The 25,074-nt window shown below is 62.7% G+C and carries 25 protein-coding genes; 7 read left to right on the top strand and 18 right to left on the bottom strand.

Features of this window, described 5'->3' with window-relative positions; translation table 11 throughout:
• Positions 1-62: 62 nt before the first annotated feature.
• Together ACP7DE_RS04330 and ACP7DE_RS04325 are read left to right on the top strand one after the other, a co-directional pair.
• Entirely contained in the window at positions 63-770 is a 708-nt protein-coding gene (locus ACP7DE_RS04330; RefSeq protein ID WP_426070918.1) for a hypothetical protein, read from the top strand.
• A gap of 72 nt (positions 771-842) precedes the next feature.
• Complete coding sequence (locus tag ACP7DE_RS04325; protein ID WP_426070917.1) at positions 843-1,316, top strand: DUF6328 family protein; 474 nt, start codon at positions 843-845, stop codon at positions 1,314-1,316.
• Positions 1,317-1,320: 4 nt separating this feature from the next.
• Here ACP7DE_RS04325 and ACP7DE_RS04320 read toward each other — a convergent pair whose 3' ends face one another.
• Positions 1,321-1,779, bottom strand: coding sequence for a DUF421 domain-containing protein (locus tag ACP7DE_RS04320; RefSeq protein WP_426070916.1), 459 nt, complete (start codon positions 1,777-1,779; stop codon positions 1,321-1,323).
• A gap of 30 nt (positions 1,780-1,809) precedes the next feature.
• Entirely contained in the window at positions 1,810-1,986 is a 177-nt protein-coding gene (locus ACP7DE_RS04315) for a hypothetical protein (RefSeq protein WP_426071374.1), read from the bottom strand.
• Positions 1,987-2,375: 389 nt separating this feature from the next.
• Between ACP7DE_RS04315 and ACP7DE_RS04310 the strand changes: the two genes are divergently transcribed.
• Positions 2,376-3,593 (top strand): MFS transporter, encoded by a 1,218-nt coding sequence (locus tag ACP7DE_RS04310; RefSeq protein WP_426070915.1) that lies wholly within the window; start codon positions 2,376-2,378, stop codon positions 3,591-3,593.
• 346 nt (positions 3,594-3,939) lie between these two features.
• On the opposite strand, the gene ACP7DE_RS04305 is transcribed toward ACP7DE_RS04310, so the two are convergent.
• Both ACP7DE_RS04305 and ACP7DE_RS04300 read right to left on the bottom strand, forming a co-directional pair.
• Positions 3,940-4,344, bottom strand: a complete 405-nt coding sequence (locus tag ACP7DE_RS04305) for a hypothetical protein (RefSeq protein WP_426070914.1) — start codon at positions 4,342-4,344, stop codon at positions 3,940-3,942.
• Positions 4,345-4,358: 14 nt separating this feature from the next.
• Positions 4,359-4,874: a hypothetical protein gene (locus tag ACP7DE_RS04300; RefSeq protein ID WP_426070913.1), complete on the bottom strand. Its 516-nt coding sequence runs from the start codon at positions 4,872-4,874 to the stop codon at positions 4,359-4,361.
• Between the two features lie 205 nt (positions 4,875-5,079).
• Between ACP7DE_RS04300 and ACP7DE_RS04295 the strand changes: the two genes are divergently transcribed.
• On the top strand, positions 5,080-5,265 hold the full coding sequence (locus ACP7DE_RS04295; protein WP_426070912.1) for a hypothetical protein: 186 nt from the start codon (positions 5,080-5,082) through the stop codon (positions 5,263-5,265).
• Here ACP7DE_RS04295 and ACP7DE_RS04290 read toward each other — a convergent pair.
• The 3 genes from ACP7DE_RS04290 to ACP7DE_RS04280 all read right to left on the bottom strand — a co-directional run bounded on the left by ACP7DE_RS04290 (position 5,240) and on the right by ACP7DE_RS04280 (position 8,486).
• Positions 5,240-5,671, bottom strand: a complete 432-nt coding sequence (locus ACP7DE_RS04290) for a hypothetical protein (RefSeq protein ID WP_426070911.1) — start codon at positions 5,669-5,671, stop codon at positions 5,240-5,242. The two genes, ACP7DE_RS04295 and ACP7DE_RS04290, sit on opposite strands and share 26 nt — an antisense overlap.
• A 437-nt stretch (positions 5,672-6,108) precedes the next feature.
• The gene (locus ACP7DE_RS04285) at positions 6,109-7,644 is read right to left on the bottom strand and encodes a hybrid sensor histidine kinase/response regulator (RefSeq protein ID WP_426070910.1); all 1,536 of its coding nucleotides are present in this window, start codon (positions 7,642-7,644) and stop codon (positions 6,109-6,111) included.
• Positions 7,645-7,655: 11 nt separating this feature from the next.
• Complete coding sequence (locus ACP7DE_RS04280; RefSeq protein WP_426070909.1) at positions 7,656-8,486, bottom strand: alpha/beta fold hydrolase; 831 nt, start codon at positions 8,484-8,486, stop codon at positions 7,656-7,658.
• Between the two features lie 228 nt (positions 8,487-8,714).
• On the opposite strand from ACP7DE_RS04280, the gene ACP7DE_RS04275 reads away from it, so the two are divergent.
• Positions 8,715-9,956, top strand: coding sequence for a PepSY-associated TM helix domain-containing protein (locus ACP7DE_RS04275; RefSeq protein ID WP_426070908.1), 1,242 nt, complete (start codon positions 8,715-8,717; stop codon positions 9,954-9,956).
• Positions 9,957-10,276: 320 nt separating this feature from the next.
• Positions 10,277-12,607, top strand: coding sequence for a TonB-dependent receptor (locus tag ACP7DE_RS04270; RefSeq protein ID WP_426070907.1), 2,331 nt, complete (start codon positions 10,277-10,279; stop codon positions 12,605-12,607).
• Here the strand turns inward: ACP7DE_RS04270 and mdcH are convergent.
• From mdcH to mdcA, 8 genes are all read right to left on the bottom strand, one after another.
• Positions 12,604-13,542: a malonate decarboxylase subunit epsilon gene (mdcH, locus tag ACP7DE_RS04265; RefSeq protein ID WP_426070906.1), complete on the bottom strand. Its 939-nt coding sequence runs from the start codon at positions 13,540-13,542 to the stop codon at positions 12,604-12,606. The two genes, ACP7DE_RS04270 and mdcH, sit on opposite strands and share 4 nt — an antisense overlap.
• Entirely contained in the window at positions 13,539-14,165 is a 627-nt protein-coding gene (locus ACP7DE_RS04260) for a malonate decarboxylase holo-ACP synthase (RefSeq protein WP_426070905.1), read from the bottom strand. The genes mdcH and ACP7DE_RS04260 overlap by 4 nt, the downstream gene beginning before the upstream one ends.
• Positions 14,165-14,293: a hypothetical protein gene (locus ACP7DE_RS04255; RefSeq protein WP_426070904.1), complete on the bottom strand. Its 129-nt coding sequence runs from the start codon at positions 14,291-14,293 to the stop codon at positions 14,165-14,167. The genes ACP7DE_RS04260 and ACP7DE_RS04255 overlap by 1 nt, the downstream gene beginning before the upstream one ends.
• 61 nt (positions 14,294-14,354) lie before the next feature.
• Complete coding sequence (gene mdcE / locus ACP7DE_RS04250) at positions 14,355-15,167, bottom strand: biotin-independent malonate decarboxylase subunit gamma (RefSeq protein ID WP_426070903.1); 813 nt, start codon at positions 15,165-15,167, stop codon at positions 14,355-14,357.
• Complete coding sequence (locus ACP7DE_RS04245; protein ID WP_426070902.1) at positions 15,164-16,018, bottom strand: biotin-independent malonate decarboxylase subunit beta; 855 nt, start codon at positions 16,016-16,018, stop codon at positions 15,164-15,166. The genes mdcE and ACP7DE_RS04245 overlap by 4 nt, the downstream gene beginning before the upstream one ends.
• Entirely contained in the window at positions 16,015-16,323 is a 309-nt protein-coding gene (locus ACP7DE_RS04240; protein WP_426070901.1) for a malonate decarboxylase subunit delta, read from the bottom strand. Before ACP7DE_RS04240 ends, ACP7DE_RS04245 begins: the two co-directional genes overlap by 4 nt.
• Positions 16,310-17,209, bottom strand: a complete 900-nt coding sequence (locus ACP7DE_RS04235; RefSeq protein ID WP_426071360.1) for a triphosphoribosyl-dephospho-CoA synthase — start codon at positions 17,207-17,209, stop codon at positions 16,310-16,312. The genes ACP7DE_RS04240 and ACP7DE_RS04235 overlap by 14 nt, the downstream gene beginning before the upstream one ends.
• An 8-nt stretch (positions 17,210-17,217) precedes the next feature.
• Complete coding sequence (gene mdcA, locus ACP7DE_RS04230; protein WP_426070900.1) at positions 17,218-18,894, bottom strand: malonate decarboxylase subunit alpha; 1,677 nt, start codon at positions 18,892-18,894, stop codon at positions 17,218-17,220.
• 115 nt (positions 18,895-19,009) lie between these two features.
• On the opposite strand from mdcA, the gene ACP7DE_RS04225 reads away from it, so the two are divergent.
• The gene (locus tag ACP7DE_RS04225; RefSeq protein ID WP_426070899.1) at positions 19,010-19,942 is read left to right on the top strand and encodes a LysR family transcriptional regulator; all 933 of its coding nucleotides are present in this window, start codon (positions 19,010-19,012) and stop codon (positions 19,940-19,942) included.
• A 187-nt stretch (positions 19,943-20,129) separates the two neighbouring features.
• Here the strand turns inward: ACP7DE_RS04225 and ACP7DE_RS04220 are convergent, their stop codons facing one another.
• Genes ACP7DE_RS04220 through ACP7DE_RS04210 form a run of 3 tightly spaced genes read right to left on the bottom strand, consistent with a single transcriptional unit; the run spans position 20,130 to position 25,003 of the window.
• On the bottom strand, positions 20,130-21,971 hold the full coding sequence (locus ACP7DE_RS04220; protein WP_426070898.1) for a glycoside hydrolase family 15 protein: 1,842 nt from the start codon (positions 21,969-21,971) through the stop codon (positions 20,130-20,132).
• Positions 21,972-21,974: 3 nt separating this feature from the next.
• Positions 21,975-22,736, bottom strand: coding sequence for a trehalose-phosphatase (otsB, locus tag ACP7DE_RS04215; protein WP_426070897.1), 762 nt, complete (start codon positions 22,734-22,736; stop codon positions 21,975-21,977).
• Complete coding sequence (locus ACP7DE_RS04210) at positions 22,736-25,003, bottom strand: alpha,alpha-trehalose-phosphate synthase (UDP-forming) (protein ID WP_426070896.1); 2,268 nt, start codon at positions 25,001-25,003, stop codon at positions 22,736-22,738. The genes otsB and ACP7DE_RS04210 overlap by 1 nt, the downstream gene beginning before the upstream one ends.
• Between the last annotated feature and the right edge of the window lie 71 nt (positions 25,004-25,074).

Here is a 25,074-nt window from a genome sequence, read left to right as displayed (position 1 = left end):
GGCGGGTTTTTTCATTCTGGCCAGCTAGCGGCTGGCAAGCCGCTAGCCACGCGGAGGCGCCATTGGCCACGCCGCTGACCCTGCCCGGCATCTGCTGGCCCTTGCAAGCGAGCACGGGCCATCTTGCCGTCACCACCTCCCACATCACGGGCCACTTTCGCGCCGGCGCGGGCGAAGACGCCATCGTCCTGTGCGACCTGCTAGCCGCCGGAAAGTTTCGCAATGGCGCGGCTCGCCACTGGTGCCGCACGCACCAATGCTACTGGGGCACGCAGGCCGACCTGGCCGATCGGCAGGCAAGGCAGCAGATGCGTTGCCGCCGGCACGCCAATCCCATGGGCTATGTGCTGTACCCGGCGCGCTTCGACCCCGGTTGCTTTCACGCCACTACCTTGCGCCTGGGGCCGGACGGCCTGCTGCAACTACGCGCCCGGGCCGATGACGGCGGCGCCCTGCTGGCGCGCGACGCGGCCGCGCTGGCCATCGACTGCCGCGCCCTGCCCGGCCTGTTTCCTCCCGACGTCGTGCAGCTGAACATCACGCCGCCCGCCGCGCGAGCCTACGCCGCTGCCTTGCAGGCCAGCACGCCGCTGGACTGCAGCGACTGCGCCCGCTGCGGCCATCCGCACCTGGACTTGGACAGCTTCGCGCTGGCGCCGCACCGGCGCCACAGTTGCGGCCAGTGCGGCCATGACGCCTCGCACAGCGCCACGCCCATCGTCTCGACGCCCCTGTGGCGCTTGCGTCTACGCATCACACAATGCTACTGACGGTGCGCCGCGCCACAGTCGGCCTGGTCCTTGCGCGTAGACTGGCGCCATCACCACCACGAGGACGGTCCCATGCCACACGCGCAACACCAGGATGAAGATGGCCAGCCAGGCGACGAAGGCGACTTGTCCGACCTGCTCAGCGAATTGCGCATCCTCTTGCCGGGCGCGCAGATGCTCACCGCCTTTCTCATCATCCTGCCCTTCAACGGCGGCTTTGCGAAGATCGTGCAAGCGGAAAAAATCGTCTTCTTGCTGACGTTTTTCCTTTCCATGATCAGCCTGGTACTGCTCAGCGCGCCAGCCATCCAGCACCGCATCATGCGTCCCCTGCAAGACCGCGAGCGCTTCAAGCGCGTGGCCGACCGCATCATGATCTGCGGTGCCTTTTCGCTGGCCTTGGCATTCATCCTCGGCACCAATCTGGTGATGTCGGAAGTGTTCGGCCACATCGCCGGCATCGTCGCCTGCGTGCTGATGGGTTCACTCATCATTTGCATGTGGTGGTGGCTGCCCTTGCACTTGAAGCGCGACAGGAAAATCTGATCATTTACTTTTGCAAGATAGTGATCTTGCCATCCGCTTCCAGGAACGCGCATTTCATGTCCGGCAACGGACAATCAGCCTCGCGTAGCGCCTGCTCGACATCGCCGCTGGCCACGCGGCATTTCTTTACCACGTCGTTGAAAATCACGCCATCGCGGCCCAGCAGCACGGGCGTGCCATCGACCAGCTCGGCAAGCTTGCGGCTGCGCGAAGTGATCCAGGCAATCAGCATGTTGAGACAGATCAAAGTCAAGGCCAGGATCAAGCCGCCGGAAATCGAATCGTCGCCGCCCGACAGCGAGTTCGATACCGCTTCACTCAGCAGCATGACGACCAGCAAGTCAAACGGCGTGAATTGCCCCACCGTGCGCTTGCCCGTCATGCGCACCATCAACAGCAAGGCCAGGTAGACCATAACGGCGCGTGCCACCAATTCCCACGCAGGCAAATCCAGATCGAACATGACAATCCTCCCGACAGGTGATTGCCATATTTATACGTCTATTTGCTCCGGCATGACCACACCGCTGGCCTGCTCCAGCAGGGTTACGCGGAAAATTCCCACCATCTGCCGCAAATTTACCTTGTGATGCAGGCGCTCTGCGGCGCGCCCCACGTGTTCTTCCTCGGCGACGGCGCTGAAGTATTGCTGCTGGCCAATATCGAGCATGTCAGACCTTATGGGAATCAAGTTAAGCTAACTATGTCCACGACGAACTTGACTTGCCCAGCCATTCTGTCTTCACTCCGCCACACCAATTTCGCCACAGCCCTGCAATCTTCGCCCGTCTGTGGAGGAATTCGAAGAATTCCGTGTTATCGTTAACAACAAGCGCAAGCGCTGTCATGTGCAGTGCAGCATATTTTTACCGCCTCCCGGCAGAACTTGCCCGAATCTTTTACAATATTGACTGTGGGCAGCTCTTCTGACCCGAAATGCCGGGGCTGCTACTCCGCCTTGCCTTTCTTCACTTCGCATCCGGTAGCGCATTGCTGCCACTGCGGCTGAGCCACAGCACGCTTCTTCACCCTGTCATTGCTTACCCAACTCACAAGAACATGCACGCCTCCGTAGATCCCCTGATTCCGCGCGTCACTGCGCCTTATGGCGCTGGCTATGCCGACCTGGCTCTGGCCATCGGCGGCCTCGCCATCGGCACGGGCGAATTCGCCTCCATGAGCATCTTGCCCGTCGTGGCCGACGACCTGGGCACGACCTTGCCGCAAATGAGCCACATGATCAGCGCCTACGCGCTGGGCGTGGTCATCGGCGCGCCATTAATCACCATCTTTCTGGCGCGCATGCCACGCCGTCTGATGCTGATCTGTCTGATGCTGATGTTTGCTGGCGGCAACTTGCTCAGCGCCATCGCCCCCAACTACAGCTTACTGGTGGTGGCCCGCTTTGTGGCCGGCATCCCCCATGGCGCCTACTTTGGCGTGGCAGCCCTGGTGGCGGCCGCCCTGGCCGAACCGGACAAACGGGGACAAGCTGTCGCCCGTGTCCTGATGGGCTTAACCGTAGCCAACATCTTCGGCGTGCCGCTGGCCACGTATATCGGCCAGACCCTGGGCTGGCGCTCGGCCTTCTTGCTGGTCGCCGCGCTGGGCTTGCTGACCATGCTGATGGTGCGCATCTTCGTGCCCATGGTCGCTGCCGGCGATGCGAGCCCGCGCCGCGAACTGGGCGTGTTCCGCCGCCTGCAAGTGTGGCTGACCCTGCTGATGGTGGCGATCGGCTTCGGCGGCATGTTCGCCGTCTATACGTTCATCACGCCCACCTTGCTGGAAATCACAAAAGTGTCGCCGCTGGTCATCGCCATCTTGCTGGCAATCATCGGTGTCGGCATGACCTTGGGTAACCTGATCGGCGGCTGGCTGGCCGACCGCTCGCGCCTGTGGACCATCTTTGGCGTGCTGCTATGGAATGTGGCCGCGCTGGCCGCGTTTACTTATACCAGCAGCAATGTCTGGCTGACGGCGATCAACCTGTTCGCCATCGGCGCCGGCATCGCCGTCGCCCCCGCCGTGCAAACGCGCCTGATGGACGTGGCCGGCGACGCACAAACCGTGGCCGCCGCCCTCAACCACTCCGCCTTCAACATCGCCAACGCGCTGGGCGCCTGGGCCGGCGGCATCGCCATCGCCATGGGTATGGGCTTGCGCTCGACAGGCTGGGTCGGCGCCATGCTGGCCTGCGGCGGTATCGTCGTGCTGGGCATTTCCGTGCTGGTGGAAAACCGCAGCCGGAATGTGAGCGGCGCGCAGCCGGCTTAAGGTTTAGTTCGGCAGTCGCCTGCCCGGGCGACCGCCCGGTGCATCAGATCGTCACATGGCGCCGCTGGCGAACTTGTTCACCGAATGGCATCCACGCAGCTCGCGCCCCAGCTGGCGCGCCAACGCGCGTAATCCTTCGTGGCGTTGTCCGATTCCAACGCCACCAGCATCCTCGCCACCTCATGAAAGCCGAACTGGCAGTAGCTGCACCATATATCGTCAATATTTTCCAGGCTACAGCGTTCGAAGCGGCCGTTGGCGCAGCATGGCATCACTGAGGCCCAGCGTCCGCAGCGCTTCCCTATGAGTCATCGATCACCCCTGGCGTCATCTGTCTCGCCCTCCATCAGGCATCCACCCACGCAAACAGCGCCTTGTCCGGTGTCACGGATTGATGCCATGCCGACGTCAACTCCACGAGAAATCCAGCCAGGTCGAAGGGATTGATATCCAAACCCGCCCAAGGCGCCGTCTTCGACCACGCCACCGCGGTATCAGTCAACTCGTCGTCCGCCATCCGCCCGAGCGCATGCGCGATATCATCCCCGAACACGTACAAATCGCGCCCCTCGATTCCTGCCGGCCTGAGAGCCGGCGCGGCTGACTGGGTCAGCAAGTGTGCCAGTGACGCGAAGTCCAGCTCCCCCGGCAAGGTAATGCCGGTGAAGGGAAAAGAGTTACACGCCTCTGTCCAGCCCGCACACGCGCGCATGGCGGAGGGGGAACAGACAAAGATATCGATTTTCTTCATAGTGCATCCAAGCATCAGCTCACGTCGTGCCCGTTCGACGTCTCGCGGGAATATAGTTTTTCAAAATCGGCGGCACTGCCAGCCTCAGCCCACAAACGAGTGATGTAGTCGAATTCCCGCTCGAAAGGCTGCTCAAAATCGGCCACATCGATCGCGTACTCGCAATTGCGGCTCAGCATGACCAGCCAGTCGGGGTAGCCGAGGGCCGGATACAGGCGCGTCAGCTTGGCGTCGAGCGATTGCACGCTTTCCCGACCTGCCAGGTAGGCGGCGCGCAGTTCGACGATGTATTTGCCGGCAAGGAATTGCTCCTCCAGACGCGCGTCGCCACGATAGCGTCCGATGATGGCTTCGGCCAGCGGCAACACCTCGTCAATGCCCCGGGCGCTGGCCAGCAGCACGATATCGAGGTCGTCGCCTTCCTGATCGAGGCGCAAGCACTCCACGGCCCAGTCCACGCAGCGGTCCGCCCGGCCATCGCCATGGCGCAGCTGGAAGCATTCCAGCTCAAGTTCTGTCAATTTTTCCATTGTTATTCTTCCCAAGCGCGTCATGGACATATACGCGCCCGCCTCGCTGCTATAAAAGGTGAATGGTGAATGGTGAATGGTGAACGGTGCTCGGCACCTGGAAGGATGATTGTTGCGACCCTATTATACGACAGGCAGCGAAAAGCCCGCGCAAGAGCTAACGCTGGAGCAGACCGGGAGCCTGCTTCGATATAGTAAGGAGCGAATGATTGATTATACTTCTGCCAGCGGGGCATTTAAGCAGAACAAGGGAAACAATGAATCAATTGGAAATATAAAACTCCAGGCGCATCAGGAAAATATTCTTTTAAAGAACATCAGAACAGGCCATGCGCGCGGCATGCCGAACATGGCCATCACACCGATTATTGCGGATTCGACGCCACGATGAACGGATCGAAAGTCAGCAACGTGTTTTTCGCCAGCAACAAGGTCATCGTATATTGCACATTGCTGCCTTTGGCATTGACGCGGCCACCCCATACGGTGTTGTCGTATTGCGGGTAGGGCGCCGGATTGATCATGCCGTTACTGATGGCAGTACCGCCGAAGCTGTGAATGGAAACCTGCTCGGCCGGATCCAGCGATGTCACGTTCCAGACGATGGTGTCGCCGTTCTGGCACGTCGTCACCAGTTCGTTACCGCCTTCGTTGCCGTTGCCCGAGTAGCCAGTCGTATCTACCATGAAGACATACTTGCTCAGATTTTTTTGTGCCACTGCCTGACCGACATTGACCGCTACCAGTACATTAATTACTGCCATGGTTTTACCCCTCTTTGGAATGGAATTAAACATTACAGCTATCCTTTGTGCGATGGAATAATGAAGATCCAGTCAGATTCCCGGCAGCGCTATCGGCGCAATCGGACAGCATAACCGGCGCATAAAAATACGCGAAATGTATCAATTAAAAATACGCAGAATATATCAATAAATCACCAAATCTATCGACAATATTTATGCGCCAGGCGATCAATGATATTTTTTGACCTCCATTACCGCAACCACGATGAGAGGATATTTTATTTATTTTTTCAAGTCAAATTATTTTTAATAATATTTAGAATCTATCCATTAATAACATTTAATTTTTAAATGAAATTTCTTTTATATTTAATATTGGAATTCCGTGTTTGATTTACCGCAAACAATAGAGGCATACCAACGGAAACAGATGATGGGGAGAAAGAAAACAGGCGCCGGCAATGGGTGCCGCATGGCTCTACGGCAACTCAGGTCGCTTGCAGCATCTTTTGCAGCACCGTATCGAGCTCATAAAAATCCACGGGCTTGGTCAGGTGCAGGTCAAAGCCCGCATCGGACGCCATCTGGCGGTCCTTGTCCTGGCCCCAGCCCGTGACGGCCACGAGGATGGCGTGCCGCCCGCAAGGCTGGCTGCGTAACAATCTTGCCACGTCGTAGCCGTTCATATGCGGCAAGCCGATGTCGAGCAGGATCACTTGCGGCATGAAGCTGTGCGCTGCCGCCACGCCGGACGCGCCGTCGTAGGCCGTGCGCACTTCATAACCGAGGATGTCGAGCGCCAGCGCCAGGCTTTCGGCCGCGTCGGCGCTGTCGTCGATCACCAGCACGGTGCCCTCGCGCGTGCCGGCCAGCAGGCGGCGCTCCACGGGCGCGGGCGCTTGCAGCGGCACGACCGGCAGCGGCAAACGCAATTCGAAGGTGCTGCCCTGGCCCACGCCGTCGCTGTGTGCGCTAATGCTGCCGCCATGCAATTGGGCCAGGCCGCGCACCAGCGACAGGCCGATCCCCAGGCCGCCCTGGGCCCGCGACAGGGCCGGCTCCAGCTGCGCAAACAGGTCAAACACTTTGTCCAGGTACTCGGGCGCGATGCCGATGCCCGAATCGCGCACGCTGATCAACACCTCCTCTTGCGTGCACGACACTTCCAGCCCGATGACGCCGTTGGCCGGCGTGTACTTGACGGCGTTGGTCAGCAGGTTGGCGATCATCTGCCCCAGGCGCGTGGCATCGGCGTCGAGCCAGATGGGCTGCTGCCAGTGCTCCACGAGCACCTTGTGGCCGGACTGCGCCGCCAGCTCGGCCACGCTATGCAGGGCCGCTTCCACCACGGGCGCCAGCTCCACGCTGGCGCGGCGCAATTCCAGGCGCCCCCGCGTGATGCGCGACACTTCCGTCAAGTCGTCGACCAGGTGCGTCATATGGCCCACCTGGCGACCCAGCACGTCACGGGCCCAGCGCAGCTGGGGGTCGTCCAGCTGCGCCAGGCGCAGCACTTCCAGCACATTGCGGATCGGCGCCAACGGGTTGCGCAGCTCGTGCGCCAGGGTCGCCAGGAATTCGTCCTTGCGCCGGTCGGCGGCCGCCAACTGCTCGTTGAGCACACCTGCTTCCTTGCGCGCCAGCTGCAGCTGCTGCTCGTATTTGCGTCGGTCGCTGGCGACAAAGGCGGCGATTTCGTCATAGCGCACGCCGTCATGCACGCGCCGCACAGCATTGAACAGCATGGGGATGGATCGCCCCTGGCGCTGGCGCATGTCGAGCAAGATTTCCGACACGCTGCCCTGCACCTGCATCAGGGGCAGCCAGTGCGTCTGGTGAAACACGCGCCCGCCGATGGTCAGCAAGTCTTGCAGTTTCTTATTGCCGATCAATTCCCCTGCGCCATAGCCGAGCCAGCCGCAAAAGGTGGCGTTTGCCTGCACGATGGTGCCGTCGGCCGTACACAGCAGCAAACCGCAAGCCGCATGCTGGAACAAGGTATGAGTGTCAGGCAAGGAAGGCATCGTATCGCGCATTACAGATACAGGCCGTCAAGAAAGTGGCGGATGGCGCGGTAACTGGCATCAGGCACGCTCATATGCGGGCAATGGCCCACATTCTCGACCATCTGCAAGCTGCTGTGCGGCAACATTTCGCGCAAGTACTGCCCCACGGGTGGCGGCGCGATGAAGTCGTCGCTACATTGCACGATCAGGGCCGGCGTGCTGTTGCGCGGCAAGATGGCGCGGTGGTCGGACAAGAACGTGGCTTGCGCGAAATGCCGGGCAATGACGGGATCCGTGCGGCAAAAGCTGTTCACCAGGTCTTGTCCCAGCACCGGCTGCCCGGGCGCACCCATGATGGCCGGCGCCATGCTGGCGGACCAGCCCAGGTAATTGCTGTCCATGGCGGCCAGCAAGTCGTCGATATCGGCACGGCTGAAGCCACCCCGGTAGTCGGCCGCCTCGTCATCGATATAACAGGGCGACGGCGCCAGCATGACTTGCGCGGCGAACAGTTCCGGCTCGGCAATGGTCGCCAGCAAGGCGCTCATGGCGCTGACGGAATGGCTCACGCAAATCACGGGGCCGCCGCCGACGGCATGGATAACTTGCCGCAGATCGGCGCCATGCGCGTCAAGCCGCGCGTAGCTATCGAAATCATAGGCACCCAGGTCCGAAGCGCCGCTGCCGACCAGGTCGAACAGCACGGTACGGTAGTGGGGGCGAAACAATGGCTCCAAGTAACGCCACATGATTTGATCGCAGCCAAAGCCGTGCATGAACACCATGGTGGTTACCGCGCCCGCCTGTGGCGCAGCGCTGTATTCGCTCACGCGGACATTGTTCCGATCTTCTATGCGCATGCCTTGAATATTTCCATGTGGAATGTAAATTAACTTGTTGCTAGCATCTTAGCATGCGCGATTTGGCCCTGGGCAACACCATTGGCGCTGGACAAATACCATGCCACGGCGGATAATGAGAACGATTCCCATTATCAAACTACCGGGCTTATGCCTGAATTTCCCTGTGCGCCCTGGTGGCGCACGCTGGCGGCAACAAGCCGGTTTCATGTTGAAGGTTTGTACCGCATGCGCGCTTTCTGGACTGTCATACACCGCTGGGCTGGCCTGACCATCGCCCTCTTCCTCATCGTCGCCGGCCTGACGGGCGCCGTCACCTCGTGGGACCATGAACTGGACGAATGGCTCAACGCCGATATCATGGACACGCCGGGCCGCGGCCCCCTGCAAGCGCCGTTTGCTCTGGCGCACAAGGTAGCTGCGGCCGACCCGCGCGTGGAAGTCAATTACATGACCCTGGGCCTGGAAGAAGGCCATGCCGCCGCCTTCATGGTGCGTCCGCTCACCGACCCGAGCACAAACAAACCGTTCGTGCTCGACTACAACACCGTCTACATCGACCCCGTCACGGCGCACATCACGGGCACGCGCGATTCGACCGCCATTTCCCTGTCGCGCCGCAGCCTGATGCCGTTTTTGCGCCATCTGCACTACAGCCTGCACGTGCCCGCCTTCTGGGGCACGGATCGCTGGGGCTACTGGCTGATGGGGAGCGTAGCCCTGATCTGGCTGCTCGACAGCATGGTGGCATTCTATCTGACGACGCCGCGCCGTTTGCGTGCACGGGCTGACGCGCCGCGCCACCGCGACGCCGCCAACTGGTGGCAGCGCTGGAAACCGTCGTGGGTGGTGCGCTGGGCGGCCGGCGGCTACAAGCTCAATTTCGATTTGCACCGCGCGGGCGGCCTGTGGGTGTGGGCCATCATCCTCGTCGTGGCGTTCACCTCGTTCTCGCTGAACCTGTACCGCGAAGTGTTCTATCCCGTGATGTCGCTGGTATCGACCACCACGCCGGGCCCATACGAAACGCAGACGCCGGCACCGTACGGCACGTATATCAAGCCTGTGATCGGCTTCGAGCAGGCCGTAGAGATCGCCAAAAAACAAGCCGTGCAGCGCGGTATCACGGCGCCCATCGGCGGCATTTATTATGGCGGCAATTATTCCTTCTACAACGTCTCTTTCTTCGACCCGGCCGATGAATTCGGCGCGGCCGGCATGGGCCTGTCGAACCTGTACGTCGATGGCATGGACGGCAGCATCATCGGTCAGCACAAGCCGTGGGAAGGCACGGCGGCCGACGTCTTCGTGCAACTGCAATTCCCCCTGCACTCGGGCCGCATCCTCGGCCTGCCGGGACGCATATTGATGTCCTTCATGGGTATCATGGTCGCCATGCTGTCGGTGACGGGCATCGTCATCTGGGAGCGCAAACGGCGTGCGCGTCGTCTGCAGGCGAAGAGCCATTGAAGTCACCTGAGGCAGCGTTTCCATAACGGCGCAGGCGGATTCATTCAGTCTGCGCCGCACACCTTGCCACCGGCCTGAGCACGCGCAACGCGCAACGAATAGCGGTCATCGCACCTCCACACTTTGCTACCCAATAGCCGGCACATGCCGGCTGTCTGCGCTGCGCGCTTTCCGTACGCGGCCCGGCCAACGCCATCAAATGCAGTTTACTTGCAATAGCATTGCGCGCAAGCTACTATTGCAACTCTATTGCATTTACATGTTCGCGCTGCGCCTGCGTCCAGCGCCAGCACCACATTCCGCCTTTTTTAGAGAGTCCTATGCACTATCACGTATTCGCAGCTGCCATGCTGGCCACTGCTCCACTCGCTTACGCAACGGACGACATCACCCTGCGAACCATCAAAGTCCGCGCAGACCGGCCATCCACCATCGACAGCGTCGTTTTGGTCGAGAATGTGCAGGCCCAAAACAGAACGCTCGGCGGCATGCTCGAGCATGTCTCGGGCGTGCAAAGCAGCGCCTTCGGGCCGAATGCCGGCGCACCGGTGATACGCAGCCTGAGCGGAAACCGGGTACAAATCCTGGAAGACGGCCAGTCCATCCTCGGCATGAATGCGCTCAGCGGTGACATCAACATCCCTTTCGATCCGCTCTTCGTGCGCAGCGTGACCGTGAACAAATCATCGGATAGCGTGCGTTTCGGCGGCAATGCGATTGGCGGCAGCGTCGACGTCGATTCCGGCATCATTTCCAGGAAAATGGAGGCCAGGGAAAAGGACCTGGAATTTATACTGCGCAAGGGCTTCAACGATGCCAACGCCCAGGGCTTGCGCATGAACTTCAACGATCAACAGCACTTCTCGACCAATCTGCAGATGTCATTCCAGAAAATCGGGCATTACGATATTCCGGGAAACAGCAAGGCCGGCGCTTGCAACAGCCAGCTGTTCCCCTTGCAGGGCGGCGTGAATACCTTTTTGGCCGACAGTTGCCAGAAAGAAGCGAGGATCCAACAGGTCTACAACAAGGCTTCGCAGCCCTTTATCGACCAGTTCATGACAGAAAATCCGGACTGGGCGGACGGTGATTTTTCCTTCTATACCAATAGCCCGACGTCCGTCTGGCAGCGCAAAACCTACGTCAATCCGGCCAACCCCGCTTACGTGCCGGGCACGCCATCGATGACCAAAAACAAGATCAACAAGGACGTGACCCCCGATTACCACGGCACCCTGGGCAACAGCTATGCCAGCAACTCCCACTTTGCCGTCGGCACGACCTACTTTTTTGATCGTGGCTACGTGGCCGTCAGTCTCGATTCCAAGGAAAGCGAGTATGGCATCCCTGGATTTTCCATGGAAAACAAGTCGTTCGGCGCGAATCATGACGAGGGGCTGCCCGTCGGTGTGGTGATCAAGCAGGATAAATATGCGCTGGAAGCCAATCTGCTCGCCCCTGCGGCCTACGTTGAAAGCGCGCAATTGCGCGTTTCGCGCTTGAACAATGCGTCGGGAGAACGTCTTGGCTCCACCAGAGCGAATGACTACCGGTTTGACACCAATCAAGCCGAGATCCTGCTCGCGCATCGGCGCGCGGGGCCATTGAGCGGCTTGCTTGGTTTGAGCCATAAAGCCAGGGATATCGCCGGTACCGGGTCGCAACTTTACCTTCCCGATGCGAGCACAGCTAGCCGCGCGCTGTTCGTGAAGGAGAGCCTCGACTTCGACTGGGCCACCTTCGATGCCGGCTTTCGCCATGAAAAAGTGGACCACGAGATCCGCAAGAGCGGATTCAAGACGTCGAGAAATGCGAGCAATTCCAAACTCGAGGACAGGGCGTTCAGCCTGAACAGCTATAGCCTGGGCGCCTCGGCCAAATTTGGCCAGCTTTTCGGTGCAAAAATGCGCTATGCATCCTCGGAAAGAGCACCCGATGTCAATGAGTTGTATGCGAGCAATCGGCACTATTCGATCCTGGCCCAGGAAGAAGGAAACCAGAATTTGAAGGCCGAGCGCGCGAGGAATACCGAACTCACCGCCCTGTTCGGCAATCGCGGCTTTACCATGTCGGCAACCGGCTACGTCATGAAGTACGAGAACTATCTCTACCTTGGCCACTCGGGGATGCAGACGGCAAATCGCCTGCCATTGAAGTATTGGAAGCAGACCGATACGACGGTCAAGGGATTCGAGATCGACGTATCCCAGGTCATTCAGCTGGGCGGCTACGGCAAGCTGAACATCTCAGCATTTGCCGACTTGGTCAAAAACAAGGCGGACAATCCGGACAAGCTGCGCGCGCACAACGACGGCGAGTATCTGCCCAACATGCCAACCAATCGCTACGGCGCGAATCTGCTGTGGGAGAACAAGGGGTGGAAGGCCAGGGTTTCCAGCACCTATTACGACAAGCAGAAGTACCTGGGGAAAAGCGTCAGCGAGGAAGTGCCGCTCGATGGATACAACATGGTGAACTTCCAGGTGAGCCGCGAACTCCAGGTGCCAAATTCGCCGTTTGCAGGTATCGAAGTGTTCATCAGCGGCACCAACCTTCTTGATGACGATGCCAGGCCGCACAATTCCCCACTGAAGTACATTGCGCCATTGCCAGGCCGGGGCTTCCAGCTTGGATTGAGTGCCAGGCTTTAAGGCACGGTGTCACCCCGCTCGCGCTGCACCAGCGCCAGCAAGCTGTTGCCCCGGTTGCCATCGCAGCAGACGGCCACGCCATCCGTGAAGTCAGGCGCCGTCAAGCGCGTCAGGACGCTGCCGGGCGGCATTTCTAGCGCCAGCCGGGCACCCCGCTCCCACGCCAGGCGCGAGGTAGCGGTCCACTGCACGCGCTGCGCCATGTTGGCGGCCAGGCTGTCGCGGATGCGGGCCGGGTCGAACAGCGCGCGCGCCGCGCTGCTGCTCAGGTAGACGAGCGACGGGCGGCGCACGGCCACGCCGTCGAAGGCGGCGCGCAAGTCCAGCGCGGCGGCGTCCAGCAGCGGGCAGTGCGACGGCACGCTGATGGCCAGGCGCCGCGCCTTGCTGGCGCCGTGCGCCAGGGCCAGCGCCATCACCGCTTGCAGAGCGGGCTCGCTGCCGGCAATGGCAATCTGGCGCCGCGCATTCAGGTTGGCGATATACACAGGCGTTGCGGCGCCATGCACCTGGGCCAGCAATGGCTCCAGTTGCGCCTGATCAAGCCCGATGATGGCCGCCATGCCGTAGCCGACCGGGTACGCCTGTTCCATCAGTTGCCCGCGCCGCGCCACCAGACGCAGGGCATCCGCATAATCGAGCGCCCCGGCCACGACGGCCGCCGCATACTCGCCGATGGAAAAGCCGGCCACCATGTCGGGTGTCGCGCCGCGCGCGGCGAGCGAGCGCGCCATCGCCACGCCGGCGATCAGCAGACACAGTTGCACGGCCCCAGTCGAGGCCAGCGCACAAGCCGTGTCCAGTGCCAGCGGATCTTGGCCCAGCACGCCCGCCGCTTCAGCCAGGGCCGCCGCCACGGCCGCATCGTCCGGCAGCGCATGCAGCATGCCCGGATACTGGGCGCCCTGGCCCGGAAAGGTAAATACCACGCTCATACAAGCTCCCATGGCGCGGCCGTCAACACTGGGCCATGATCCGTCTTGAGCAGAATCTTCGCACGCCCCGCCGCCCACTCGGCATACGCAAAGCCGCCAATGCCCGTGTCGATCTGCAAGTCCAGACGGCACGCCGTGACACTTGCCGCAATGGCGCGCAGCGCGTCGGCCTGGGCGGCGTCCGGTGGCGCGGCGATGCGCAGCACGAGATCGAGGTCGCTGTCGGCGCGCAGCACGGGCAAGCCGCTGGCCAGCGCGAAGCCCACGCCGCCCGTCGGTCCCCAGGCCCAGCCTGTGGCGTCGAGCAAGGGCGCCACCTGCCGCAGCGCATCGAGCGCAGTACAGGAAACACCAGGCTCCGGCGCGCGCGCCAGCCGCGCCAACCGCGCCAACATTTCCGGCGTCACCCGGCGCAAGACGGCGGCTGCCTCCACTTCGCACGCATACCGCTCGCTGCGCAGCATGCCGCGCAAGCCCACGGGGATGCGTCCGGACACGCAGCTGGCGCGCCGCACCACCAGCGGCGCCGCCTGCAGCCAGGCCGCGTCAAGCCAGGCGGGCATGGGACTATCTTCCGGCAGACCGGACGCCCACAGCAAATCATGCGCGCGGAAATCCGGCATCAGGCCGCCACCGCCTTGACGGCAAAGAACGGCAAAGAGCTTCCCGGCGTACAGCCCAGGCCCGTATGAGACGTACCCACCGTGAGCGAATGGCATAACGCCAGCAGTGCGGTTCCCTCAATGATCATGATGTGTCTCCTGCATAGGAATGGAATGACTTGATGTCTACTCTATTGGTGCATCTGCTCCCTACCACTGCTGCCCTAGTATCTCCCTGACCCTGCCCGAGGCCCGGCGGTGCGGCGCACCCAGGCGGCTGGAAAGATCGTGCCCTGGGTCGGCGCGGATGTCGGCCAGCGCCGCCTGCAGGCTACCCTGCACCTGCGCCAGATCAAGCTCTGACGGCGCGTCCGGCTGCGCCACCTGCAAGGTTTGCCACAACAGCCCCAGGGTGGCGTAGTTGCGGATGTCGTAGGCCATGGGCGCGATGGTCTCTGCCAGCGCTTCCAGTGCCTCCACCGTGCGCAAGGTGATGCGCGCCGCCGACGCCTTACCCATCGCGTGCACCATCACTTGCGGATCATCGAGCGCGATCAGGCGGTTGGCCTGGTAGCCGTGCGCAAGAAAGGCGCCCGACATGGCCTTGCCGACGATCAGGCCGATCACGGGATGGCCGGCCAGACGCGCCTCGGCATAGGCTCCCGCCGCGCCGGCCAGCGCCTGGTGGATACCGTACGCTTCTTCGCGCCGGCCGTAGGCCTGGCTGGCCACGTCGATGACGGCGACGATGGGCCGCTTGACGGCCAACTCGTGGTCCTCCAAAACTACCTGCTGCACGGCGCGCGCCAGCCGCCACGCTTCGACCAGGCCGATTTCACCCGTGCGCGCCCGCACAAAACGGTTGTCCGGGTCGGGCAGCACGGCCAGGTAACGCGCCGGCTCGCCCGCCAGCGGCGCGTCCACCACGCGCACGGAAGCGGGATAGCCGTCCAGCGGTGCAGTGCTGTCGGTCAGGGCCGCCAGCCAGATGGCGCCTCGGCTGGTATCGGTGATGGCGTTCATGCTGCGACTCCTTTGCTGTAGCTGGCACGCACGGCGCCTGCCGTGGCTTGCGGGCCGGCGTCCACTTCCGCCAGGCGGGCCAGGAAGACGTCTGCCTGGCTGCTGCGGTGCTGCGCCGGCAGGCCGCGCCGGAACAATTCGGCCACGGTGGCGCGCATCTGCGCCGTATCGTCTGCCACATAGGCGTCGGCCAGGCCACTGTGAAAGCGCTGCTCGCCGCCCGTCAGGCTCCAGATGAACGGTTTGTTGCGCGAGTCGAATTCGTCCACGCCAGCCTCCTGCTCGATCACGGCCGGACCATTCAGGCCCAGGCGCGCCTCGCGCGTGACCACCAGGTAGCTGCACAGGCCAGCCGCGATCGACATGCCGCCGTAGCAGCCGACGGTGCCGGCCGTGATGCCGATGACAGGCTGGTAGCGGCGCAGGTCGACGATGGCCGCATGGATATCGGCAATCGCCGCGAGGCCCAGGTTGGCTTCCTGCAGGCGCACGCCGCCCGTTTCGAACACGATCACGGCGCGCGTCGGCACGCCCTGGCGGTTGTCGCGCGCCGCCAGTTCCAGCGCGCCGGCGATTTTTGCGCCGCCCACTTCGCCCATGCTGCCCCCCTGGTAGGCGCCTTCGATGGCCAGCACCACGGCCGGCTGGCCGTCGAACAATCCCTTGGCCACCACCACGCCGTCATCAAACTGCGCCGTCACGCCCTGTTGTGGCAGCCAGGGCGAAGCGATGCCGCAAAACGGATCGAGCAGTTCGCGCATGCTGCCCGCATCCAGCAAGGCCCGCGCCCGGCTGCGCGCCCCCCGTTCGATGAAACTGTCGCGCTCCAGCAGTTCTTGTAATGTGCTCACGCCGCCCTCCCCGCTTGTAATTCTTCGTAGGCTTGCTCGATGCGCATGCGCACCACGCCCGGCGTGGCGCCGCAATCGTTGATGACGATGCTGGCCGCCGGCAGCGGCTCGCCGCCGAATACGCGCTGCAGGAGCGCATCCCAGACAGCGCCCTTGCCGTCGACGGAGGTGTTGACCATGATGCGGGTCACGCCATCGTCGCCGGGCTGCAGCAGCACTTCCAGGTCGCCCGAACCGACCACGCCGGCCAGGGCGCGCCCTGCCGCCGGCTGCCCGGCCGGGAATGTATAGTCACGCGTTTCCATGCGTTTCTCCTTCTGTCAATCGATCCAGGAACAGGGTGGCCGCCAGCAGGTCCGCCGCGCCGCCCGGCGACACGCCGCGCGCCAGCGCCACCGCTTCCAGCGCCAGCAGCGCCTGCGACCCGGCGGCAGTGGCCGCGCCGCCGGCGGCCAGCACCTGGGCAGCCCCCGTTTGCAGCGCCTGCAGGGCCGCCTCGCCGCCGCGCGACAGCACGCAGGTATCGTCCAGCTGGCTGATAATCGCCAGCAAGGCATTCAGGCGCGCCGTCGTTTCATTGTCGCCGCGTGCCCGCGAGGCGTGCAGTTGAACCAGTCCCACACCGGTCACCAGGGGAAATCCGGCGCGGGCCTGGCCGCGCGCGCCTTCGACCCGATACCGGCGGCAGGCCAGCTCGCCCTTGTTGCCCGTCTCGCCAGGCGCGCTGCGATCGTGCAAACGCGCCAGCGCACCGGCCCGCGCCGCCACGGCTTTTGGCGCCAGCGACGCGCCGCGCGCGCCCTGTTGCGCCGCCGCCGTCACCAGCAGGCCCAGCGCCCAGATGGCGCCCCGGTGCGTGTTCACGCCGCCCGTGGCCGCCAGCATCAGCACCTCGCCATCGCGGCCGATGGCGCCAATGCGCTGGCGCAGGCCGTCGTCATCGTCGTCATCGTTACCGTCCCAACCCGCTTGCGCCATGGCGGCAAACACCGGCTGCAGCGCGCACGCGGAATGGCACATCAAGGCCCAGTTCAAGTCCGCGTGGGCGCCACGGCTGCGCAAATCGACCAGGCCCGGTTTCGGCGTCAGAGTCACTTCATCGAGCAGCGCCTGCAGCACTTGCCGCGCCAGCGCGGAGCAGCGCTGCCGCACCGGCATGGCGCTAGTCATCATCATCGTCGTCATCGTCATCGTCGTCACTACCAGCTCCTGAACTTGGCGGGGGGTTGATACAGGCCGTCGGACCATTCGACCAGGTCGGCGATGCTTTTCGCGGCTAGCAGCGAGCGGCTGGCGGCACCGCGCTGCACGCCGATATCCTCGGGCAGCGCGATCAAACCGTCGGCGCGCAATTTGGCCGTGGTTTTCGGGTCGTGGCGCAGGCCGATGGGCGTCACGCCGGCGACCGCCGCCAGCATGGCCCTGCGCTCGTCGAGCGAACGGGCCTTGTACAGATAGGCGATGCCCTCCTCCGTCAGCACGTGGGTGACGTCGTCGCCATAAATCATCACGGGCGCCAGCGGCATGCCGCTGGCCTGGCCCACGGCCACGGCATCGAGCGATTCGACAATCGTCGGCTGGCCGCCATCCTGGAACGTTTCGACCATTTGCACCACCAGCTTCTTGCCGCGCGCGAGAGGATCGTCCGTCTCGATCAGGTCCAGCCAGGCGGGTGTCGGGTGGCGCCGGCCGTGCGGATCGTGGCCCATGTTGGGCGCGCCGCCAAAGCCGGCCAGGCGGCCGTTCGTCACGGTCGAGGAATTGCCCAGGCCATCCATCTGCAGGGTGGCGCCGATGAACAGGTCGACCGCGTACTGGCCGGCCAGTTGGCACAGGGCGCGGTTCGAGCGCATCGAGCCATCCCTACCCGTGAAAAACACGTCGGGCCGCGCGGCCGCATAGCCTTCCATGCCCAGCTCCGCGCCGAAGCAATGCACGCTCTCGACCCAGCCAGTCTCGATGGCCGGTATCAGGGTCGGATGGGGATTGAGCACCCAGTTGCGGCAAATCTTGCCCTTCAAACCCAGTTGCTCGCCATACGTGGGCAAAATCAGCTCGATGGCGGCCGTATTGAAGCCGATGCCGTGATTGAGCGACTGCACCTGGTGTTTTTCATACACGCCGCGGATCGCCATCATGGCCATCAGCACGTGCACGGGCTTGATCACGCGCGGGTCGCGGGTAAATAATGGCTCAATGAAAAAGGGCTTGTCGGACTGCACCACGAAATCGATCCACGAGCCGGGCACGTCGACCCTGGGCAAGTCGCTGACATCATCGACGATCTGGTTCACCTGGGCGATGACGATGCCGTCGCGGAAAGCCGCCGATTCCACCAGCGTGGGCGTGTCTTCGGTGCTGGGGCCAGTGTACAGATTGCCCTGGCGGTCTGCCATGTAGCCGGCCACCATGACGACGTTCGGCGTCAGGTCGACGAACAGGCGCGCATACAGCTCGATATACGTATGGATGGCCCCCACTTCAAGCAAGCCATCCTGCAGGAACTGGGCGATGCGCAGGCTTTGCGTGCCGGCAAACGAAAAATCGAGCTTGCGGGCGATGCCCCGTTCGAACAGGTCCAGGTGTTCAGGCAGGCTGACGCTGGGCATGATCAAGTGCAGATGGTTGATCTTGTCAGGATTGACCTGGGTCAACATGCGGGCAAGGAAATCGGCCTGCTTCTGATTATTGCCTTCGAGAACAACGCGGTCGCCCGGCGCGAGCAAGGTTTCGAGCACGGCGACCATGTCGCCCTGTTGCAGCACGGGACCGTTCGCGTAATGGCGCACGGCGTCGAGGCGGCGGCGTTTCTCGGTGCGCCGCGTGTCCCATTGTTTCTGCCGCTGCGCTGGCGCTGCTGTGGCGGTTGACATCATGCCTCCGGATGAGCTATCGAAGCCTAACGATAGAACGAAAACGGCGCCGCGACAATCAAGCTGCTACCATATTCATTACTCTGAAGTGAATGAACTCACGATAATCACGGTGATCATGGCTATCAATGAAGAAATTACCCTGAAAAAGCTGGAAGTTTTTCTCAGCTTTATGGAATTGAACAAGCTGGCGAGGGTCGCCGATGCGTTGGGCCAAAGCACCGTCAGCGTGCACCGCGCCCTGCACTCGCTGGAAGACGGCTTGCGCTGCCCCCTGTTCAAGCGCGAGGGACGCAGCCTGATCCCGCTGCATGCGGCCTACACCTTTGCCGAATCGGCGCGGCGCGCGCTGGCCGAATGCGAGGAAGGCGTGCGCAAGGTGCGCGAAATGTCGGGCATCAACCCCGTGCGGCTGAAGATCGGTTCGCTATATTCCTTGACCTTGCACTGCATCCCGCAACTGGTAATCGCCCTGAAGCTGCGCCGGCCCGGTCTCGACATCGACCTGACCCTGGGCTCGAACCGCGAACTGCTGCAAAGCCTGGCTGACGGCCGCCTGGACGCCATCATCGTCGGCGTGCAGGAGGAAGAACGACATGCCGGACTGGTGGCGGTGCCGCTGTTCCAGGACGACGTCTACCTGGCCGCGCCGCTAGCCTCGCCCTATGCGGGGGCCGCATCGGTGGACTTGCGGCAACTGCGCGATGACAAATTCGTCACGCTCAACGAAGGCTTTGTCACCTCGCAAAGCTTCAACCATGCATTTGAACTGGCGGGATTCGTGCCCGACACAGCCATGCGCGTGGGCGATATCTTCTCACTGATCAACCTGGTCAGCGGCGGCCTCGGCTACAGCCTGCTGCCCGGCAGGGTGCGCGCCTTCAGCTCGCGCATCGAACTGCTGCCGCTGGACGCGCGCTACGGCTCGCACCAGCAAATCACCCTGCTGATGCTGAGCAGCCGCGAGCGCGACCCGAATTTGCTGGCGCTGGCGGCGGAGTGCAGGTTGTATGGGCGGGGCGAGCCGGCTTTACCCAAGACTTTGACTTGATATCTAAACGATGGAAAAGCAAACCAGGGCCCGAACCCTCAACCCGGGCTCCACGGGCCCAGCGGGCCTGAAAAATGCCCAGCGAATGGGCAGACCCTGGCGCGCGGGCGCAGACAGTACGAATGTACGGCAAGCCCAAGCAACGCAGCCATGGGTATTTTCTCAGACCCGCGATCCAGGCCCACACTTAAATAGCACTATCCCAAGGCGCCGACAACCTGACCGCGCAATTGATCAAGCCCACCATCGAGTAGGTCTGCGGAAAGTTGCCCCACATTTCGCCCGTCACGGGATGCGTGTCTTCCGACAGCAAACCCAGGTGGTTGCGCGCCAGCAGCATCGTTTCGAAGATCTTGCGCGCTTCATCCTTCCTGCCGATACGGGCCAGGGCGTCGATGCGCCAGAAGGTGCAGATATTGAAGGCTGTTTCCGGCTTGCCGAAGTCGTCGGGCGCCTCGTAGCGGCGCATGTAGGGGCCGTCACACAGCGACGCTTCCAGCGCATCGACGGTGGCGATGAAACGGGGGTCCATGGGGTCGATGAAATTGACTTCCGCCATCAGCAAGACGGAGGCGTCCAGGTCGCGCCCGCCCAGGCTTTCCGCGAATGCCTGGCGTTCCTCGCTCCACGCTTCGCGCAGCAGCCGTTCGCGGATCAGCACGGCGCGGCTGTTCCAGTGCTCGGCCCGGTCCGGCAAGCCCAGCTTATGCGCAACTTTCGCCAGGCGGTCGCAAGCGGCCCAGCTCATCAGCATGGACGAGGTGTGGACGCGCGCCCGCGTGCGCAACTCCCACATGCCCGCGTCCGGCTCCGCATGCAGCCGGAATGCCTGGTCACCCACGGCTTCCAGCGCGGCAAACTCGGCCTTGCCGGCCCGGTGGAACAAGCGGTGATCAAGAAAAGCTTGCGCCGCACCCAGGACGATGTTGCCGTACACATCGTGCTGGAAATGTTCCTGCGCCTGGTTCCCAACACGCACGGGGCCGTTGCCCCGGTAGCCGGGCAAGTGGGCTAGCGTGGATTCGGGCAACTGTTCTTCCAGGCCGATGCCGTACAGGGGCTGGATGTGGCCGCCCTTCGAGCGGGCCACGATATTCGTCAGCCAGCGCAAATACTCTTCCATCGTGCCCACTTCGGACAGGCTGTTCAGCGCGCGCACGACAAAGAACGCGTCGCGCAGCCAGCAATAGCGGTAATCCCAGTTGCGGCTGCTGCCCGGCGCTTCCGGGATGCTGGTGGTCATGGCGGCGATGATGGCGCCCGTGTCTTCATATAAAGACAGTTTTAAGGTGATGGCAGCGCGGATGACCACGTCCTGCCATTCCAGCGGCACGGCCAGGCGGCGCGTGTAGGTGCGCCAGTAATTGATGGTTTCCTTTTCAAAGATGCGCGCCGTCTCCTCAATGCCGCCGGCCAAGGTTTCATCGGGGCCCAGCAGGAAGTTGGCCGTGCCGCCCAGCACGAAATACGTTTCACTCAATACATAGTTGAGCGATACATCCGTGTTCAGGCGCAAGGTCTGCTCCGGTCCTACATAGCGGATGTGGTGGCTGCCCTGCGTGATCTGCGGCGCCAGCTTGCCCCAGTCATAGCGGGGACGCAGGCGCACCCGGATGCGCACGGCGTGGTCGAGCGGACGCACGCGGCGGATCAGCATCAGCGGGCGAAACATGCGGTCGCGGCTGAGGAATCGGGGCGCGAAATCCGTGATTTCCACGCCGCGCCCCTCGGTGTCATACAGGCGCGTGCGCAGCACGGCCGTGTTCGGCTCGTAACATTGCTCGCTGCGCGCAAAGTTTTCAATGTCGATGGCCCACACGCTGCCGTTTTCCGTCTCGTCGAGCAGGCGGTTGAAGACGGGATCGCCGTCGAAGCGGGGCAGGCACGACCAGACGACCTGGCCCGCCTGGTCGATCAGCGCGCTGAAGGCGCAATTGCCCACCACGCCGCAGTTCAGGGACGCTTGCGCGGAAGGCGGGCTGGCTTGCGGCGCATGGGCGCCGCTGGGGGTATCGTAAAGGGTCGTCATAGGCTACTCCTTAAAAGCGAATACGGACGCGGCCAGCAGCGTGGCGCGCAAGGCGCCCGGGCTGGCCAGGCGCAGGGTGGCGGCGCTGGGGCCGCTGCCCACTTTCACGCCCTGCCCGCCAACTTGTTGTACAAAGGCAAAGCCTGCCTCATCTGTGGTGTCGTCGCCCGCGAACACGGGCCGGCGCCCGGAAAACGGGGTTTCGCGCAGGAAGGCGGCGATGGCGCCTCCCTTGTCCGTGGCGGCCGGTTTGGCTTCCAGAACCATTTTGCCATGCAACAGCAACACCCCGGGGCACGCTTGCACAGCATCGCTCATTTCCTGCACGCACAGCTGCTCGAGTTCAGGCGCCAGCCGGTAATGCAGGGCTACGGCGCCCCGCTTCTGTTCCACCAGCAAACCGGGGTACATCGCCGCCAGTGCCCGGGCGCGGGCCAGCGCGGGCGACACGTCAGGCGTAGCCGCCACATGCAGCGCGCCATCGGCGCCGCGCCGCTCCACGCCATGCACGCCCGCCACCGGCAAGACCAAGGGCGCCAGCATGGCATCGATCTGCGCCACGGGACGCCCGGAAATGAGGGCCAGCGCGCCGCCATGGCGCTCGGACAGCAGCGCCAGCGCTTCGACCATGCCCGGCTCCAGGCGCACGCCATCGGGCGTGGGTGCCAGGTCGACCAGGGTGCCGTCGAAGTCGAGGAAGACGGCGCTGCCGGGCATGCTCAGCAGCTGCAACAGGGCTGCGCTATCGTCAGACATCTCCATCATCAAATTCCCTTGCGCCGCTTGATGCGGCTGTGGGCGTCGATCTTGGTCATGACCTTGTCGCGCTGGCGCAAGCGGGCCGCGTCCAGCAGCATGCGCCCGGCCCAGCGGTAGACATTGAAATGTTTCACACGTGCCCGCATGCTCTTCATGCGCTCGCGCTGTTCCACGGGCGGCATCACCAAGCCACGGTACAGCGCATCGGCACCCTGCTCGATGTGGTAAGGATTGATGATCAGCGCTTCATGTAGTTCCCGCGCGGCGCCCGTGAATTGACTTAGAACAAGTACACCCATCTCGTCGTCGCGCGCGGCAATGAATTCCTTGGCCACCAAGTTCATGCCGTCATGCAAGCTCGTCACCATGCACACCTCGGAAGCGCGGAAATAGCGCTGCAAGTCGTCCTGTCCATGGTGCTCGGCCTTCAGCAGGATGGGCACGTAATCGCCGCCGCCGAAGCGGCGGTTGATGCGCTCGACCATCTTGCGCACGCGCGCATCGAAACTTTGATATTCATCGAGTGAAGCGCGGCTGGGGGCGGCGATTTGCACAAACGTAAAATTGCCTACCATGCCGGGCTGCTGTTCCAGCATGCGCTCGACGGCCTGGAAGCGTTCGACGATGCCTTTCGTGTAATCGAGGCGGTCCACGCCGATGCCCAGCAAGTGGCCGGGTGCCACGCCCAGTTCGGCACGGATTTGCGCACGGCAAGTGGCCACGTCCGGCTGGTCGGGATTGTCGTCCGGCCAGGCGATGGAAATCGGATAATCCTCCACCTGCGTCATCTCGCCGCCATAGGAAATGGTCGACGCTTCCGGCTCAATGCGGGTTTCCAGGTAGCGATCCACCGTTTCCAGGAAATTCTTGCGGTGGAATGGCGTGTGGAAGCCAAGAATCGTGCTGCCCAGCAAGCCGTCGAGGATTTCCTCGCGCCAGGGGCAAATGCCGAACGATTCAGAGTTTGGCCAGGGAATATGCCAGAAAGTGATGATGGTCGCCTTCGGCAAGGCTTCGCGCACCATGCGCGGCAGCAAGGCGAAGTGATAATCCTGTACCAGCACGACGGGATTGTCCGTCTTCGCCTCGGCAATCACGGCTTCGGCGAAGCGGCGGTTGACCTTGACGTACTGCTCCCAGTCGGACGAGCGAAACACGGGGCGCACGTGGGCGATATGGCACAGCGGCCACATGCCTTCGTTAGCAAAACCATAGTAATAGCCCTGCTCTTCCTCTTCCGTCAGCCACACGCGGCGCAAGGTATAGCTGGGATTGTCGGGCGGCACGGGCACGTGGTCGAATTTATCCACCGTCTCGCGGTCGGCGGAACCGGCGCCATGCGCGATCCAGGTGCCGGAACAGGCGCGCATCACCGCTTCCACGGCCGTTACCAGGCCGCTGGCCGGGCGCTGCACCGCTATCCCATCTTCGGTTTTGGTGTGGATATACGGTTCGCGGTTCGATACCACCAGTACCTGGTCGCCTTGCAAGTCCGCTTCCAGCAAGGCGCGCAGCTTGTCCGGCGTCCAGTCGGACGACCAGCCGTTATCGCCCTGGCGTTCCAGATGGTATTCCTGCAGCAATTCGCGCAAGTCGCCGATCAGCGGCTGCATTTCCGGCGGCGGCGCGGGCGCGGCGGCGGGCGCCGTGGCGGCGGCCACTGCGCCATTACTTTTCGGCAGCAACTCGCCCCGCAAGATATCCTTCACAGCCGACAGCCAGCCGCGCCAGCTCAGGTGGGCCACGAAGACGGTCATCATGGAAATCAGCACGGCCAGCACGGCCAGGAAGGCAAAGATGAAACGCTTGGTATCGGTATTGCGGCGCTCGACAAAGCTCATGTCCTGCACCAGTACCAGGCGTCCCAGCTGGGACGCATCCTGCATGACAGGCGTTTCGCTGATGTGGACTTGCCCTTGCGGCAATTGCGCCAGGGATTTGTACAGGCCGCCCGTGGGCGGCGTGCTCCAACAGCCGATAGAGGCCGGGTATTGCGCGGACTGGTAGACGAGGTGGCCCGCATTGTCGCAAAAGCCGATGGCGATCAGGCGTTCGTCGCGCGTGGCGCCCTGGAACAGTTCGCCGATGCGGCTGGCATCTTGCGCGGGCAGGTATTCGATGAGCGATGGTCGGAGGGTTCCGGCGAGCAATTCTGCGCGGCTGTCGAGATCGCGCACATACCAGCGCAGGGTGATATTGTCGAGCAGGGGTACCACAATATATGCAAACAGTCCCAGCACCAGGGCCAGTGGCAGGATAAAGCGCAAGGACATTCGGAGTGATCGTACTATCATCGTTTTCCTTTGCAAAAACAAAAAGCATGGCAAGTATGACTATGTTTTCC

Origin of the sequence: Janthinobacterium sp. DSP2-3-3, assembly GCF_049897325.1 — a bacterium.
Lineage (GTDB): Bacteria > Pseudomonadota > Gammaproteobacteria > Burkholderiales > Burkholderiaceae_D > Janthinobacterium.
This window is presented reverse-complemented; position numbering and strand designations above follow the sequence as displayed.